The organism is Candidatus Sororendozoicomonas aggregata (assembly GCF_031528575.1).
Taxonomy (GTDB): Bacteria; Pseudomonadota; Gammaproteobacteria; order Pseudomonadales; family Endozoicomonadaceae; genus Endonucleibacter; species Endonucleibacter aggregata.
The window spans coordinates 25,678-42,783 of the sequence record NZ_JAVLSP010000023.1 but is presented as its reverse complement, the minus strand read 5'-3'; the positions used below and the strand labels follow the sequence as shown (position 1 = coordinate 42,783).

The 17,106-nt window shown below is 47.4% G+C and carries 8 protein-coding genes; 5 read left to right on the top strand and 3 right to left on the bottom strand.

What is annotated here, in order from left to right; all coding sequences use genetic code 11:
• Both V4C51_RS06680 and V4C51_RS06675 read right to left on the bottom strand, forming a co-directional pair.
• The coding region (locus V4C51_RS06680) for a retention module-containing protein (RefSeq protein ID WP_330925368.1) at positions 1-7,266 on the bottom strand (7,266 nt) is incomplete at its 3' end.
• 788 nt (positions 7,267-8,054) lie between these two features.
• Positions 8,055-8,270 carry a hypothetical protein gene (locus tag V4C51_RS06675; protein ID WP_330925367.1) on the bottom strand — a complete coding sequence of 72 codons (216 nt, stop codon included), beginning with the start codon at positions 8,268-8,270 and terminating at the stop codon, positions 8,055-8,057.
• 918 nt (positions 8,271-9,188) lie between these two features.
• Here V4C51_RS06675 and V4C51_RS06670 point away from each other — a divergent pair.
• The 5 genes from V4C51_RS06670 to tssM all read left to right on the top strand — a co-directional run bounded on the left by V4C51_RS06670 (position 9,189) and on the right by tssM (position 16,371).
• Complete coding sequence (locus V4C51_RS06670; RefSeq protein ID WP_330925366.1) at positions 9,189-10,217, top strand: FHA domain-containing protein; 1,029 nt, start codon at positions 9,189-9,191, stop codon at positions 10,215-10,217.
• A complete protein-coding gene (tssJ, locus tag V4C51_RS06665) occupies positions 10,207-10,707 on the top strand; it encodes a type VI secretion system lipoprotein TssJ (protein ID WP_330925365.1) in 501 nt (166 codons plus the stop codon). The genes V4C51_RS06670 and tssJ overlap by 11 nt, the downstream gene beginning before the upstream one ends.
• A gap of 116 nt (positions 10,708-10,823) precedes the next feature.
• Positions 10,824-12,173, top strand: coding sequence for a type VI secretion system baseplate subunit TssK (gene tssK / locus V4C51_RS06660; RefSeq protein WP_330925364.1), 1,350 nt, complete (start codon positions 10,824-10,826; stop codon positions 12,171-12,173).
• 5 nt (positions 12,174-12,178) lie between these two features.
• Positions 12,179-12,958 carry a type IVB secretion system protein IcmH/DotU gene (icmH, locus tag V4C51_RS06655; protein ID WP_330925363.1) on the top strand — a complete coding sequence of 260 codons (780 nt, stop codon included), beginning with the start codon at positions 12,179-12,181 and terminating at the stop codon, positions 12,956-12,958.
• Positions 12,955-16,371, top strand: a complete 3,417-nt coding sequence (gene tssM / locus V4C51_RS06650) for a type VI secretion system membrane subunit TssM (RefSeq protein ID WP_330925362.1) — start codon at positions 12,955-12,957, stop codon at positions 16,369-16,371. Before icmH ends, tssM begins: the two co-directional genes overlap by 4 nt.
• A 428-nt stretch (positions 16,372-16,799) precedes the next feature.
• On the opposite strand, the gene V4C51_RS06645 is transcribed toward tssM, so the two are convergent.
• Entirely contained in the window at positions 16,800-17,099 is a 300-nt protein-coding gene (locus tag V4C51_RS06645) for a PAAR domain-containing protein (protein WP_330925361.1), read from the bottom strand.
• Positions 17,100-17,106 lie beyond the last annotated feature (7 nt).

Sequence of the window (17,106 nt, the reverse complement as noted above, 5' to 3'; positions counted from 1 at the left end):
CTCGCCCCAGTTGCTTTTGCCAATATAGGTATTGGTGCGCGCCAGGTCGTTGGGGACATGACCATTGGGGTTGTCCGCCACTTCGACCCCGTTCTTGTAGAGCCGCATATGGCCATTGTCATCAACACTCAAGGCCACATGAAACGTCTCACCGACGGTATAGAAGTTATCAAAGCCTACTACCTTGGTGCTGTTGCCCCGGAAAACATGGGCTTCAATCCGTCCTAAAGAGGGACTGCCAATAACGATGTTATCCGAGGCAGAACCATTGCCAAGGTCGACAATCCGTGCCCAGCCATGGTGGCTGTTGTAGGTGAAGGTGGTAGCGAGGGTGAAGTCCCCACCAAACTGAAGATCGCCCAGATTCCCACCGGTGCCGTTGAGATTGACGCCCTCGTTCGTCCACTGCGCGCCATTGCCCAGGCTGGCATCATGCCCCTGCCCGGTCAAATCGCCCGATGTGCTGCCATCGCCCTCAGCGAAGTTGAGCACAGTCACCAGAGACGGGTCAGGTGTCAACTCAAACACTGGCGCTTCGTTGGTCTCTGCCACATTGATCGTCAGAGTATGCGTCCCGCTGTCGGCACCTTCATTGTCAGTAACACGGTAGTCAATGGTTGTTACCGATGCTGCCTTCACGCTCGGGTCAGGGACAAACACCAGATCACTCAGTGCTTCTGGTGTGAAGCTATCCCCTGGTGATACTTCATTGCCTCCACCAAACTGCTCCGGTGTCAGTGCCTGGTCAAACACTTTGAAATCTGCCAGGCTTTCTGCAAAGCGCATGTTAATCCCCCACTCAGCCATATTCCCTACCGTTGTAAGGCTGCCACCAGGTTGCAGATCCACTGACCCAACGGACTGACCGTCCACATAGAATGTGGTCTTATCGTTCTCCCCCACAACTACCAGGTTCACCCACTCGCCATCAGCCACCGCCGGGTGCGATGACAAGTTAAAGCCAGAGCTGTGAAAGCCTGTGCTAGTGTTCCAGCTGCCCAGCTCGCCGCTATCGCTAACCATCACCTGATAGCCTTCATCGCTGGCGGACAGAACCTTCCAGTTTCCGTCGTTAATCAGTCCTTTAAAGCCGGTGCTAATGGTCCAGCTATCACCCATGGACAGGGGTTGATCCAAAGTAATCGCATCACTGAGACCAAACTCGACAATACCGCCACGGTCCGGGTCTGAGGCAGCTTGGGCACCGTGCAAGGTCGCCACGGATACCCCCGCCTGATCAGCGCCCAAGGCACCGGCATCCTCAAAATCCAACATGAGTTCTGGTTGTGGCCCACGAAGCAGAATACCGTCGCCATTAATGGCGGTCAGAGTGATGGTGTGCGTATCGTCGCTGTCGGCATCCTGGATGCTAAAATCATCGGCAGAAAGCTGATAAGACTGGTCTGCCTCAATATTCTGGACACTGTCCTGACTGACCGGCGCGCTGTTGGTAGAACTGATGGTCAGTGTCGCTTCTTCGATGGCGCTACTAAAAGCGGTGACACCGCCATTGTTGCTGGTATCAGCCAACGTGCCGGCTGTGCCTGTGGTTTTATCCCAGGCACGCAGGCTCAGGGTTTCAGTGCCATGATAGTCTGCATCGGGAACAAAGCGGAGCTGGTCACTGGCATCTAGCAGGCGGGCACTGGTTTCAGAGACGTTACCCACTGGCTGCCAGGTGGTTCCCCCATCGGAAGAGTATTGCCAGGCACCATTGGCGGTATCTGCTCCAGTAATAGCGATGCCTTTCATGCTACCAGCATCGGTGTCAGAGATAAGATTACCAAACAGTGTACTCACGGTTTCCCCGGCAGGGTCAGGGTCATTTTCGCTCATGGTTGTGAGTGTCGGACTGCCACTGATCTCCAGTACCGGCGCGTCGTTAACAGGATTAATGGTAATGCTGGCTGTTTCTGTCAGCGCGCTGAAGGCAGTCAGGCCACCGTTAGCCGTAGTATCAACCTGTGTTCCTGCTGTACCGGCGGTTTGATCCCAGGCCCGAAAATCAAACGTAGCCGAGCCATTGAAGTTGGCATCGGGCAGAAAACGGACTTTATCCGCTCCATCAAGCAACAGGGCATTGCTATCTGTAACCGCATTTATGGACTGCCAGCTGGCGCCATTATCGTTGGAATATTGCCAGTTACCGTGGGTGTTATCGGCGGTTGTTATGGCAATGCCTTTCACGCTGCCACTGTCAATATCTGAGATCAGGCTGCCAAACAAATCGGATACCGTTTGACCGGCACTGCTGGCATCGTCTTCACTCATTGTTGTTAATGTTGGTGTACCGCTGGTATCAAGGACAGGCGCGTCGTTGGTAGCGCTGATCGTCAGTGTTGCCGCTTCCATGGCGCTACTAAAAGCGGTAGCGCCGCCATGGTTACTGGTATCAGCCAACGTGCCGGCTGTGCCTGCGCTCTGATCCCAGGCACGCAGGCTCAGGGTTTCACTGCCATGGTAGTTTGCGTCCGGAACAAAGCGGAGCTGGTCACTGGCATCAAGCAGGCGGGCACTGGTTTCAGAGACGTTACCCACTGGCTGCCAAGAAGAACCACCATCTGCTGAGTATTGCCAGGCACCATTGGCGGTATCCGCTCCAGTAATAGCGATGCCTTTCATGCTGCCAGCATCGGTGTCAGAGATCAGGCTGCCAAACAGTGAGCCCACGGTCTCTCCAGCGGGTTCAGGGTCATCTTCACTAATGGTTGTCAGTGTCGGACTGCCACTGATCTCTAATACCGGCGCGTCGTTAACAGGATTAATGGTAATGCTGGCTGTTTCTGTCAGCGCGCTGAAGGCTGTCATGCCACCGTTAGCCGTAGTATCAGCCTGTGTTCCTGCTGTACCGGCGGTTTGATCCCAGGCCCGAAAATCAAACGTAGCCGAGCCATTGAAATTGGCATCGGGCAGAAAACGGACTTTATCTGACCCATCCAGCAACAGGGCATTGCCTTGTGCAACAGCACCGATGGGCTGCCAGCTGGCGCCATTATCGTTGGAATATTGCCAGTTGCCGTGAGTGTTATCTGTCCCTGTTATGGCAATGCCTTTCACGCTGCCACTGTCAACATCTGAGATCAGGCTGCTAAACAGGTCGGATACCGTTTGACCGGCATTGTTGGCATCGCCTTCATTCACTGCCATTAATGTGGGTGTACCGCTGGTATCAAGCACTGGCGCGTCATTGGTAGCGCTGATTGTCAGCGTTGCCGCTTCCATGGCGCTACTAAAAGCGGTAACACCGCCATTGTTACTGGTGTCAACCAGCGTACCGGCTGCCCCTGTGGTCTTATCCCAGGCACGCAGGCTCAGGGTTTCAGTGCCATGGTAGTTTGCGTCCGGGACAAAGCGGAGCTGATCACTGGCATCAAGCAGGCGGGCACTGGCTTCAGAGACGTTACCCACTGGCTGCCAGGAAGAACCACCATCCGCTGAGTATTGCCAGGCACCATTGGTGGTATCCGCGCCGGTGATAGCAATACCCTTCATGCTGCCAGCATCCGTATCAGAGATCAGGCTGCCAAACAGTGAGCCCACGGTCTCTCCAGCGGGTTCAGGGTCATCTTCGCTAATGCTCGCCAGTGTCGGACTGCCACTGATCTCCAGTACCGGCGCGTCGTTAACAGGGTTAATGGTAATGCTGGCTGTTTCTGTCAGCGTACTAAAGGCAGTCATACCCCCGTGAGCGGTAGTATCGGCCAGTGTCCCTGCTGTACCGGAGCTTTGATCCCAGGCTCGAAAATCAAACGTAGCCGAGCCATTGAAGTTGGCATCGGGCAGAAAACGGACTTTATCTGATCCATCCAGCAACAGGGCATTGCTTTGGGTGACGGCACTGATGGACTGCCAGCTAGCGCCATTATCGTTTGAATATTGCCAGTTGCCGTGACTGTTGTCTGTGCCTGTTATGGCAATGCCTTTCACGCTGCCACTGTCAATATCCGAGATAAGGCTGCCAAACAAGTCGGATACCGTTTGACCGGCATTGTTAGCATCGCCTTCATTCATTGCCATTAATGTGGGTGCACCGCTGGTATCAAGCACTGGCGCGTCATTGGTAGCGCTGATTGTCAGTGTTGCCGCTTCAATGGCGCTACTAAAAGCAGTAACACCGCCATTGTTAGTGGTATCAGCCAAGGTGCCGGCTGTGCCTGCGCTCTTATCCCAGGCACGCAGGCTCAGGGTTTCAGAACCATGGTAGTTTGCGTCCGGGACAAAGCGGAGCTGATCACTGGCATCAAGCAGGCGGGCACTGGCTTCAGAGACGTTACCCACTGGCTGCCAGGAAGAACCACCATCAGCTGAGTATTGCCAGGCGCCATTGGTGGTATCCGCGCCGGTGATAGCAATACCTTTCATACTGCCAGCATCGGTATCAGAGATCAGGCTGCCAAAGAGTGAACCCACGGTCTCTCCAGCGGGGTCAGGGTCATCTTCGCTAATGGTTGTCAGTGTCGGACTGCCACTGATCTCCAATACCGGCGCGTCGTTAACAGGGTTAATGGTAATGCTGGCTGTTTCTGTCAGCGTACTGAAGGCTGTGATACCACCGTTAGCCGTCGTATCAGCCAATGCCCCTGCTGTACCGGTGGATTGATCCCAGGCTCGAAAATCAAACGTAGCCGAGCCATTGTAATTGGCATCGGGCAGAAAACGGACTTTATCCGCTCCATCAAGCAACAGGGCATTGCTATCTGTAACCGCATTTACGGACTGCCAGCTGGCGCCATTATCGCTGGAATATTGCCAGTTGCCGTGAGTGTTATCTGTGCCTGTTATGGCAATACCTTTCACGCTGCCACTGTCAATATCCGAGATCAGGCTGCCAAACAAGTCGGATACCGTTTGACCGGCATTGTTAGCATCGTCTTCACCCACTGCTGTTAATGTTGGTGTACCGCTGGTATCAAGAACTGGCGCATCATTGCCAGGGCTGATCGTCAATGTTGCCTCTTCAATGCCGCTGCTAAAGGCGGTAGCACCGCCATTAGCGCGGGTGTCAGCCAGTGTGCCGACAGTGCCAGTGGTCTGGTCCCAGGCACGCAGGCTCAAGGTTTCAGTACCATGGTAATTTGCGTCCGGGACAAAACGGAGCTGATCACTGGCATCAAGCAGGCGGGCACTGGCTTCAGACACATTACCCACTGCCTGCCAGGTGGAACCCCCATCTGAAGAGTATTGCCAGGCGCCATTAGCTGTATCTGCACCGGTGATAGCGATACCCTGGAGGCTGTCAGCGTCGCCATCAGAAATCAGGCTGCCAAAGAGTGAAATGACAGTTTCGCCATTAGGATTACTGTCATCTTCAGCGATAGTTTTGAGTGTGGGCGCATCATGCAATGAAATAACTGGCGCATCATTTGTACCACTGATGGTGATCACAACATAATGTTCCTTACCATCTAGTGTCCGCACGGTAACGGCGTCAATTAATTCATCGCCTTCTGATAAGGACTGAATCGAAACATGATTATTGTTGCTGTCGTAGCGCCAGCTTCCGTGAGCATCAATGGTTATCGACCCGTAATTCCCTGCGGTGGTTTCAGAAATAAAAGCTGGCTGACCATCGGCAACATTCGTGGCCTTCAATGTACCTGTCGTATTGACGGATGTATCTTCCTCCACAGCACCGCGATCATCCCCCGAAATAACTCCGGCATTATTAGCAGGAATAATATCAATAGTGGCTGTCATTTCATTGGTTGAAGCAGACCCATCGCTGGCTGTCACACCGATGGTCAGTTCAGTGACGCTTCTGGAATTATCATTGATAAAGTTGACACCTGCCTGCGTCAGGGCAACCTTTCCTGTTGTGGGATTAATCGCGACCAACCCAAGGTCATTACCTGAGGTAATTGTGTAGCTGAGTTGGTCGTTATCATCGAGATCTGTTGCCACAAATGAGGCAACCACCATCCCTTGAGAAACTGCCCCTTCTACGATTTGATGACCGTCAGCGGTATCAATAACAGGCGCATTATCATTTCTTCTGGTCACATCAATGATGACCTCTGCCTCAGAAGAGTTCAGAGCGCCATCGGTTGCGGTAACACCCAGAATAAACTGGGTGATATCCGTCCCATCATCACTATTGATGGCATTGACACCTGCCTGTGTCAGCGTGACATCCCCTGTGCTTTCACTAATGGAAAAATACCCGTTGTCATTGCCTTTGCTCAGCTGGAAATTAATTTCACTGAGGTCATCAAGGTCGGTAGCGGTAAAGGTGGCGACAATATCTCCCACTGCCACCTCATTTTCGGTAATCAGGCTGCCAGTAAAGCTGTCAATAGTTGGCGCATTATCGTTGACCCGATTAATATCAATGGAAAAGACCGCTTGTTCAGAAAAGTTCTTACCGTCTGTCGCAGTGACACCAAGCTCCCAGGCAGTGAGGTCTGTCCCTTCATCAGCATTGATGGCCTCAACACCAACTTGTGTCAAAGAGACAGAACCCGTTTCAGGCACAATGGCAAAATAGCCCTTTTCATTACCATGGGTCAGTCTGTACTCAAGCACGTCACTGCCCTGACTGACTGCTGCAAAATTAGCCACAATATCGCCAGCAACGACCCCCTGTTCAGTGAGTGCCTGTGCCGGTGAGTGTTCAATAGCAGGTGCTTCTGGTGCTTCTGGTGCTTTTGGCGCCTCTGCCGCTTTTGGTACTTCTGGCGCTTCAGCAACTGGGTTTATTGCCAAAGCTGGTGCCACTGGAGCAGCAGCAGGCGTGACCACCCTGGGTTCGCTTCTTAGGGCCTGTGCCTCAGCAACAGCGCGTGTTTCATCAATGTCAGAGAGAATGCCCGCAACCGATTCTTCAACCGATTCATCATCCGCCGAGAGTGAAACAGGACTTTCACGTTCGACGATATTCTCTTCAACCGTATTACTCTTATCAGGAAGTGGGTCACTGGCTGGCTCCTGCGACGCGCGCTCCCCCGCAGCTGGCGCAGCGGTTATTTGTGAAGGGTCTTCACCTGCCAGCAATGCATCCACCAGCGCACTTTCAGCATCACCCGCTTCAACAACGACGTCCTGTTCTGACTTTTTCGTCAACAATCCGGCATTCATTGCCATAGACTGACCCGGTAATACCGTTAACATCTGACCATTGGCTAATTGAATATTCACCTGCCCATCAGAGGATTGAATTTGATCCCCTTCCTGCAAAACATCCCCAGGTTTTAATTGTTTAATTTCACCATCAGCCGTTTTTACCGTGATACTTCCCGTGGCACTTTGGACGACACCGATACTAGCCATAGATTGATTGCTCCCTGCATTCAATTAACCATTGTGATTTTTATAAACGACAAACAGACAGTTAAAAAAGTAACCACTAATAACCTGCTGTTTGAAATAATATTTAATGGAATGATGAATCCAATAAGTCTGAAAAATAATCCCTCTGTAAAAACCCTGAAACCATAATAAAAATTACCACAAACAATCATTTTAACTACCGCAAAGCTCTGGAAAGATAAAATAAAAGTCATTATCCTTATGGTGTCTCACCCAACGCTTTCAACAACTTACACTTAAAATCACAAACTTCCTTTGAATCAAAACGCTTGACTTTCGGTCAGACTGGATTTCTAATAACTTCCGTAACAAATCCTTGGAAATTTTATTTTTAAAAGGTTATCAATAATACTAGTTCATTAAACCGGGGAGTTTTTACAATTACCCAAAGCATATTCTATATAACACTTAAATGAAGCATCCCAAAGTAGTTTTGCCCTGGCTTCTTATAGAAAATTGCAGCCCTCTGGGGTTGTCTTAATTTTTGAAACAGTCACTCGTCAAGATTTTGTGCTTTATGCGGCTTCAGAGCTTTGGAAGAATTCTCAAAATAACTTCTGTCTATGTCGGTGTTTGACCCGGACGAATGGCTAAACTTCTATCGTACTGAGGGAGTCCCAAGGGTCAGCACTGTCATGGGAGGTCACTGGTGGCTGGAAAAGCAGTCTCGAAGGAAAAATTTATCGTTTGAATTAAACCTGACAAACACCTGCTGAAAACCGGCAACTGTCTGATCAAGCCTGACCGGCCTACCGCAGGTTAGATTTTTTTTGTGTATTTTCTGCTGCTTTAAGGGCTGCATCCAAAGAACTCTCAAAGCTCAGCAGCTTTTCAGCAAGACGCTGCCCGTTGACTGTAATTCGCTCCTCCAGATAGGCTGCGCGAAGGAACCTGAAGCGTTCTTCCGTCAAGTCAACTGCTACAGCTTCTTTTTCAAGGTAGTGCTTTTCCATTGAGTCTTTCATATACAATCAACCTGTTAACACCTTGTTCTAGCCCGGATATTTCATAAACATGCTCCTGGCCTTGCTTGCTCCTTGCGGCTCTAAGGGCAGTTTATGAAATATCCGGGCTAGGAGCCTGTCGGACTTAAGACAATTTCGGCCTGAAATCCAGAAAGTGCGAGAAAGTGCGAGAAAGTGTGGCCAGAATTTCCGGTCAATTTGCTTAAACAGGTCAATTATTCGCACAAATTGATCGAAAATTCTGACTCACCCTACTGAATTTTATGCTCGAAAGCATAAGTCCGACAGGCTCCTGGCCGCTTATTACTATCAAACTGTCATTTGTACATTTTCATCAAACAGGGTGATATTTTTCATCTACGATATTATCGGCAATGGTATCAAGTGGCTTAGGATTTGCCCAGGAGTCTGTCGGACTTAAGACAATTTCGGCCTGAAATCCAGAAAGCGCGAGAAAGCGCGAGAAAGCGCGAGAAAGTGCGAGAAAGTGCGGCGAGCACTATCTGTACCAATGTTATCAAAAAGTTTCCAACCACAGTGTATTGACACGGCTAACAAACTATTTACCCACTTATCTCAAGACTGCGCTATTAACCTGTTTGAAACATGACCTGATATTGAGCTATGTTTATCATCGAAAGATACAGATACAGATACAGATACAGATACAGATACAGATACAGATACAGATACAGAGGTACTTGAAAACAACCGCCAGCATCAATGAAGCTTTTTGAAGAAGACTGTTAAAGCGTTTATTGCACAGTTTTCTGAAGGTAATGATTAAGTGCTACAAAAATTCTCTGCCGCCGTCAGTCTGTAACATTTGTTACTATAACGCTGATGTCGTTTATTTCGTTGGAACTTCTATGCAACTGCTGCTCTAGTTCGCTGTATAGCTGCTATATTCAAGACACTATGCAAATACTCATCATTAGCTTACCTCCCGGGGAGCAAGCTGCGAGTTTAACTCATACTGTGGATGCCAGTGAGGTCGTCATTGGTCGGGATTCTGGTTGTCAAATTCAGCTGCCTGATAATCAACAGAAAGAGTTGGAGGGACGGCACGTCAGGCTTTTTCTTGAAGATCAAAAATGGTACCTGGAGAATATTTCATCAAAATTAGTAAAAGTCAATTATCAGGATATTATCCCCAAAGAGTCTCACCAGACTCTATTGAGCGACGGTGATATTATTACCTGTGGGGGCTACCGGCTGATGTTTAGTAACTCATCCTCCAAGGGCGTCAATGATCACCTTGGAGTCTCAACCACAGGGGAAGGGGACTTACTCACTGGCAGAACCTCAGCTGACCTATTGACGAAATCTGATATAACGGATTTATACGATCCTTTTGATCACGCAATATTGCAGGGAGAGACACAGACAGAAGCTGATAATACTGATTTACCGGCGCTTTATAGCGAAGAGAGAGAACTGTCGGACAAAGGCTTGCTATTGCAAAATAATGGTGCATTCTCCTTGATTGATGTGTTGGCCAGCGATCCTGACAAAGATGATGGATGGGTCATTAACCGTCATTTGTGGGGTCAGGATAATGATAAAATGTCTGTGCCGGGCGCAGGTCCGCTACCTGTGTTAAATGAACTGCACCAACCAGCCGAGCCAAAGGTCAGATCAACCACCAGAAGACGGGAAGAACAAGAAGACCAAATACACCAGGCGATGTTATGTGCGCTGGAAGCAATATTAGAAACACTTTCTCCTGACGCATTGAAAACGGCGCTGCACCAAAGACCAGGTTCATTGGTTAGCCGACCTTTTTTGCCGTTTGGATCTGATACTTCACAGCGTCAGGAGTCCCGTTACTGGCGATATTATCAGGTAGTTTATCGTGACCTCATGCATGAACAAAAATATCGGCTACGCTTTATAGAATATTTTCAACAAGCGCTGCTGGATAAGGAGAAAAACCATGAGGAGTAGCTGCAAACCGGTTGCTCTTGTTGCTTTTGTTACTTTTGTGTTATCGGGTTGCGCATCCAAGCTTAATCCATACTATTGGTTTGTCGATCGTGAAACGACACTCAATCTGACACTCTCTGCCGGTAAAGAGATCAATAACTCACGTTCGGAGGTTCCATCACCTTTAGTGGTTCGCCTGTATGAACTGAAGTCTGCCGAACTATTCCAGTCGGCTGACTTTTTGGGTATTTTTTTACGTGATAGTAAAATTCTTCAGCAATCACTGGTAAAAAAACGACGTTTGCCATCTATTAAACCAGGCGGTCAGTTCGCAAAGAAATACACGCTCGACAAGTCAACAAGCTACGTCGCGTTGTTTGGTGAATTTGAAGATTACAACTCAGCGGTGCCCAGTGTGATTTATAAGGTCACAAAGGGCGATGACAATAACCTCAAAGTTCTCATTAATGATGACTCCTTGCGAATGGTTTCTGACAATAAATCATCATGAAAAAATCAGCCCAAAAGAGCAAAATGCTGGCGATAGGGCAAGGGCTGAGTTCTGAAATTACTCTATTTTAATGGTGAGTCTTAACATATAAGGCCAACAAGTCATTAAGAACAGGCATGACTATGGATCACAGCTTTCATAAGACAGTATGGCTGGAAGGCATGTTTTTAAGCCCTCAACACTTCCAACAGCAAGAACGGTATCTGGAGCACTACAGCCGGCAGATCTGTGAAATATTTGTGCCTGGTTGTGCCGGATTTACGTCATTGGTCATTGATCCTGAACAATTAAAAGTAGGGAAAGTGTTCCTGCGTGAGGCGCAGGGTATCTTCCCTGGCGGCACCCCCTTCAGCAGTAATGGGGTGCTTTGCCGTAATATGACGCATATTTCCCCTGGAGACAGGTTGTATCTCGCATTACCGCTGATACGTTCAGGAACAGTGGATACTGCGGCAGAGGACAGTACCACCAACCTTAAAACAGTCAGGTATGTGAGTTCTGAGCAAATGGTTTATGACTGTACCAATGCCGACAACGAGCCTGTTGAAATGGCTCTGTCAACATTGAACCCTTGCATCCTGACAGAAGGTGAAGCAATGGATGAGTACGCAACGCTCACTATCGCTCGCATTCAAGAATGCCGACAAGATGGCGAGCTGGTTCTTGACCACTCATTTATTCCTCGCTGCCTTGATTACAGGGCATCCAAATATCTGGAGGAGCAGGTACTGAACCTGCAGGTGATGATGCAGCAAAGAGCGGCAGCCATTGCCGCCCAAATTGGCGTAGAAGGTGAACAGAAAAGCTTTCAAACCATGCAGATTACCTATATGTGGCTGCAGGCACTGAATCGCTACACCGCCGTGCTGAAATATATTGCTCTACAAAAAGGCCTGTCTGCTTCCCAGCTTTTCAGGGAACTCAGTGTTATGGCAGCGGAGCTGGCAACCTTTACCACAACGCTGGCTCCTGAGTTTCCTGTGTTTGATGAAGGAGCTGTTTATGAATCATTTGCACCCGTCATTGCCTCACTGTTATTGAATCTTCGGCAGGCTAGCAAAGAGAAAGTGGTAGCCATTGAATGGGATGACCGGTTATACAAAAAACGCCGTTTGCTCAGGGTTCAAATTGTTGACAGAACACTGTTCAATGATGGACGCTTTATCGTAACCGTTTCATCAAGCCTTGGACAGAAAAAAACAAAAACAGCCTTTTTAGGCGCTGCGAAATTATGTGGACAAAATCGTATTGTTGAGCGCGTAAGAAACGCGACATCCGCGGTGCCAATGACATCATTGGCGGCACCACCGTTCGAATTAAAAGCAAAATCTAACACTGCTTATTTTGAAATTGATACCAGTGATAAGTTGTGGCAGGAACTGATTAAAACACAAGATGCCATTGCGTTACACGTTGATCAGCAAATGCCTGATGATACTGTCATTCACTTATTTGTTATTCGGTGATCGTTATGGCTGAACAGTTGATAGCAGAAACAGTAAGTTATCGTGACATAAAAATGCTTCTTAATGATTTTTCTGCATCAAGTAATCCGTTAATTAATTTATCTGCTGAGCTTTTAGCGATACTGGTGACGCTATCACAACAGAAAAGCCCAATGAAACTCCCTGAATTTCAGCAATACCTGCTAAATCAGATCAAACAATTTCATGACCGGGGCTTGCAGGTGGATTATTCCCCGCGTGTTATGGAAAAAGCCTGCTATGCATTATGCGCGGCCTTTGATGAAGAAATTATGAACACCGCCTGGGGGCAAGCCGGTTGCTGGGAAAACCACTGTTTAGTCGCGCAGTTATTTCAGCAGCGCAATGCCGGTGAGGTTTTTTTTACCTTACTGCACCAGGCGCGTAAGAATGTATCACGGATGGTGGACTTGGTAGAATTGCAATATTTGATTATCAGGTTAGGATTTTGTGGTCATTATCACGACAGTAGTCAACGAGAACTGGTTGAGCTAATGAATGCCCTCTACCTTGATATTTCTGAACACCGCAAAACCGTAGAACTTCGACCACACCTGGTGCTGTCAAAGCCATGGAAACCACTGAAAGAAATTCGGTTATTTCGGTTAATAACCGTCGTGCTGATAATTTTATTAGCAGGGGGGGTTGGAACGCACTTTTGGATCAGCCGTCATAATGCTGTTTACGTTGACCAACTACTGCCTCTGATGTCTTCTCCCGTATCTTATGAATCTGATACAACAAAAATGGCGATAGAAAAGCCATGAAACTCTTAACACTGATAGTTACTCTGACAGTCGGACTTGCGCTGCTATTGCTCACTTGGTTACTGCCACTATTCATCCATGGTGTTGATAAGTGGCTTGGATTCTGGGTACAGATAATACTGACGTCACTGATCGCGGTAGCCTGCACAGGGGTGGCAGGCTGGTATTTCTATCAAAGAAGAAAAAAGAAACAGTTGGTAAACACCGCTGAAATCATCGACCAACAAAAAAAGAAGCAATTATTAACTGATGACTGGCAGTGTCTGTGGCAGACAATTGCGAAACGAAAAATGAGTGGTATCTATGGTTTACCCTGGCTAATGGTGTTGGGCTCTGATGGCGAAGAAAAAACTGACTGGCTTGTGAATGCGGGGTATGAGAAAAGTAGTCGCCATGATGTATTAGGGATCACTTTCTGGTTGAGTGAGAATGCCGTTGTTATTGAGCTTCTTAGTGATTACTGCATCCCAGAGAAAGATACTATCCTTGAAATCCTTTGGTTTCACTTGCTGCAACTACTAACCAAGAAGCGGCCACGGCAGCCTTTGACAGGTATCGTCATGTCAATTTCTGTTAGTGAGCTGATTCAAAATGGACCCTCAGGCTTGTTACAGCAGGCCTATATCCGTCGAAGCTGCTTAATTGATTTAAACCGCCATACCGATTTGCAGCTTCCTGTTTGGGTGCTTGTGACCCAGCTTGATCGTTTGAATGGCTTTGTTGAGCTGTTTCGCAGGCAAAGTAGCCAGAGGCAAGTGGAACCTTGGGGGATTTTTCTAAAAGAAGGTTACAATACGAAAGATTTTAAACATACTTTTGAACAGTGCCACCGGGAGCTGGTAGCTTCACTGCTTGATTGTATTCACCATGAGAAAGAAGTGAATGCTCGACAGGCACAGGTCAGGTTCATTCTGCAATTTTCATTGCTGGGAGAGCGTCTGCTCTTTTTTTGTGAAGAGTGCTTTAAACCCTTGAATGATATTCAGTTACAGGGGTTAAAAGGTGTATGGTTCAGCGCCAACGGACAAAGCAGCAGCTCAATTAATTTTCTGGCCGTGGAGCTCGCAAAACAGCATGACCTGAGCGTGTTACTGGAACAACCCCAGATACCGGATAACCAGAGCTATTTTAATCAGCAGTTTTCTCAACATGTATTACTCAACGACATTGGCAATACCGGAGAAAGCCCTAAATATCGGCGAATTGTGCTATTTAAAAAAATAGCCGTAAGAATGTCCACCGCACTTTTACTGTTTAGTGGATTGTACTTTCTATGGAATCAAGATCAACAAAATGCAGTATTGTTAAAACTTCAAAGGAAAATAGTCAGTGAATACAACTGGTCATTGCATAGTTTAGGTTCCGCTCCGTCATTCTCTGAGGTTGTACCACTTCTTAATAGTTTGCAACAACTGAATAATGCTTACCAGAACTCAAAAGATTACTACTACTATGCAGGAGTAAGAGATGCGCAAGTTGTTGGGAATGTACATAAGGCTTACTGTTCACAGTTAAAAAATTTACTTATACAGCCAGTGGCGAGAATTTTACGTGATAATCTAAAGAAAGCAATCAAGGAACACGGTGATCAAAGAGTATTCGACGAGTTACAAATTTATCTGACATTCATTGGTGAGTACCAAAAAAATAATACGCTGTTAACCGCTCAGATTTATCAAATGATCATTGAGCATGAGAGGAGCCTGCCGGAAGAAAAGCGTCTGATACTTTTTAGCTTGTTATCAGACGCTGTTGCCCTTGATTCCAGTGAACTTGAGGACAAAAGTCTAGTCGCGGAGGCTAGACAACTATTGAACAACTCATCGGATGAACAACTGCTTTATTCCTATATCAAGACGTTACCTGAAAATACAGGCTACCTCTCCATTACTGACGTGTTTGGTAATAATTCAGCACAATTGATATCCGATAAAACCGAGGAGGGTAATGCTATCCTCATTCCTCGTTTTTACACAAAATCCGCCTACCAGTCACTGGATTTTTCAAATACCTCATCCATGTTAAGAGCGGGGCTGAATGAAATCTATCGTATTAAAAATAAAAAAATGACTATATCTACGATTCAACTGGCGGATATTAGCGCAAAAATCAGGACTTTCTACTTTCAAGATTATATCCAGGCCTGGAACAGCTTCATTAACCAACTGTCTTTGCAAAAAGCAAGCAGCTATAAGGTACAGCTCCGTCAAATAAAAACGATTAATAATAATGACAGTGGGATTTTAACCACGATTTATAACACTATCGCCAGTGAAACAGCCCTTGCTCAGGCACTGAAACAAAATGCGGAAGAACTAGCCGGCAAAGCAGTGAAAGAAGGTCTGGAAAAAAAATCAACGGAGGGAGCAAAACATATCTGTAACTATGAACATTTCTTGAATAAAGCCATAACTAGCAGTGATAATCCTATAGTAGTCAATAATGCTTTCAAGTCTTATCAAAATTACAGTGCTGCTTTTGTCAAAAACCTGTCCCCCCTGCTGCATAATCTGGAAGATGGTTTAGAGGAGATTATCAATAGCCATGACCCCAATGCCGGGTCGTATAATCTGGCTCTACAAGTGTTTACGGATAAGAAAAATATTCTGAGTCCTTTGTGGCAACAGGAAACCAATGAAAAAACAGTCATGAAGCAATGGCTCAATGAGCTAATGAGTGAACTCTGGAGTACGGTGATTGCGAAAGCTGCCAGCCATGTACAGTCCGTATGGAGCAATACAGTGTATCCTTTGTGGGTGCAAAACCTTAATGGTTACTTCCCACTGAGCATCCTGTCAATGCAAGATGCTCAACTGTCAGCATTTACTGAGTTCTTCAAACCTGCCGGGACTTTTGAGACCTTTTACCAGAGTACCCTAAAGCCGTTTATGCTTGAGTCACCAGAGGGCGTCCCCTCTACGTTAAACAGTGTAGAAGGGGTTCAGTTGCCATTAAAAGAAGCATTGCAACAGCAAATTATCCTGGCTCATAAATTACGGGAGTTACTCTTTACCGCTGATGGCACGCTGATTGTGCATTATCGAATGCGGGCACTGGAATTATCGCCCGATGTTACAGGACTTTCATTGAGGGACAGTAATGGTCGATTTGTTTATAGCCATGGCCCCCAGTTATGGCAGGACCGACAATGGCCGAAACAACCTTCCGAGCAAGTGGTATTAAGTTTAACGAATAATACGACACAAATAGATCAGCAAGTTTATAAGGGGGAGTGGGCCTGGTTACATTTTACCTTCAGTTGTATTCAGTGGGAGCGCAAAGGACATATAGAGCTTCAATATAATAGTAAAGGGTATCAGGCATCCTTTGATATAATGCCAAGTAAAAGAGGCAACCCTTTCAGCCCTGATTTGTATAGTCACATCCGATTGCCGAGTCAAATTATTCAGTGATTGTGGTCTTAGCCCGGGTATTTCATAAACTGCCCTGAGAATCGCGCGGAACCTTGCGGCTCTAAGGGATTTTGCGAAGGAGCGCCGTACCGGGGAGTACGGTCCACTGAGCAAAACTCCCTTAGAGCCGCAAGGAGCAAGCAAGGCCAGGAGCGTGTTTATGAAATATCCGAGTTAGTGGGCGTTCTCAAGCGCGAACGCGGGAACACATCAAGATAGAAGATTCTCGCTTTCTCAGAAGCAGTCTTAAAAGTCATGCTCCTACTGCGGCTACGATAAATGGGTCTAAAAAGTCGCTTTTGTTCGTCAAATAGTCCCGCTATTCTCGTCACAAAAGCGACTTTTTATCCGCCATTTCTCGCGGTCCTCGCTACGGGCAGACTTTTAAGACCGCTTCTCAGGAAGATTTTCTGAAATGCAGCTGTATCTCAGCCACCGACCAGTACTGTGGGAAAGCCGCTTGCAATTGATCCTCCATGTGCAGTCAGGTCGCCCATGCGGGCAAGGGGCATATTGCAAACAAGCACTGTAGTACTTCCTTTAACAATAACATCAGGTGGCCCAACACATACCGCAGTAGTACCGACAGTTGCAGCAGGCAACCACCCTATCAAAACCGTCGGAGCCGACGAAGGCATAACAGGCCCCCCCACATGAGGGACAGGAACTACGGCAGGTGTTTGCATTGGGCAAACATGCATATCAGTGGTACGAGCAGCAGGTGTCATAACTTTA

Excerpts from the sequence above, each read along its gene's own strand:
- tssJ (WP_330925365.1), top strand. The coding sequence starts at position 10,207 with ATGAGGAGTAGCTGCAAACCGGTTGCTCTTGTTGCTTTTGTTACTTTT.
- V4C51_RS06645 (WP_330925361.1), bottom strand. The coding sequence starts at position 17,099 with ATGACACCTGCTGCTCGTACCACTGATATGCATGTTTGCCCAATGCAA.
- V4C51_RS06670 (WP_330925366.1), top strand. The coding sequence starts at position 9,189 with ATGCAAATACTCATCATTAGCTTACCTCCCGGGGAGCAAGCTGCGAGT.
- icmH (WP_330925363.1), top strand. The coding sequence starts at position 12,179 with ATGGCTGAACAGTTGATAGCAGAAACAGTAAGTTATCGTGACATAAAA.
- V4C51_RS06675 (WP_330925367.1), bottom strand. The coding sequence starts at position 8,270 with ATGAAAGACTCAATGGAAAAGCACTACCTTGAAAAAGAAGCTGTAGCA.
- tssK (WP_330925364.1), top strand. The coding sequence starts at position 10,824 with ATGACTATGGATCACAGCTTTCATAAGACAGTATGGCTGGAAGGCATG.
- tssM (WP_330925362.1), top strand. The coding sequence starts at position 12,955 with ATGAAACTCTTAACACTGATAGTTACTCTGACAGTCGGACTTGCGCTG.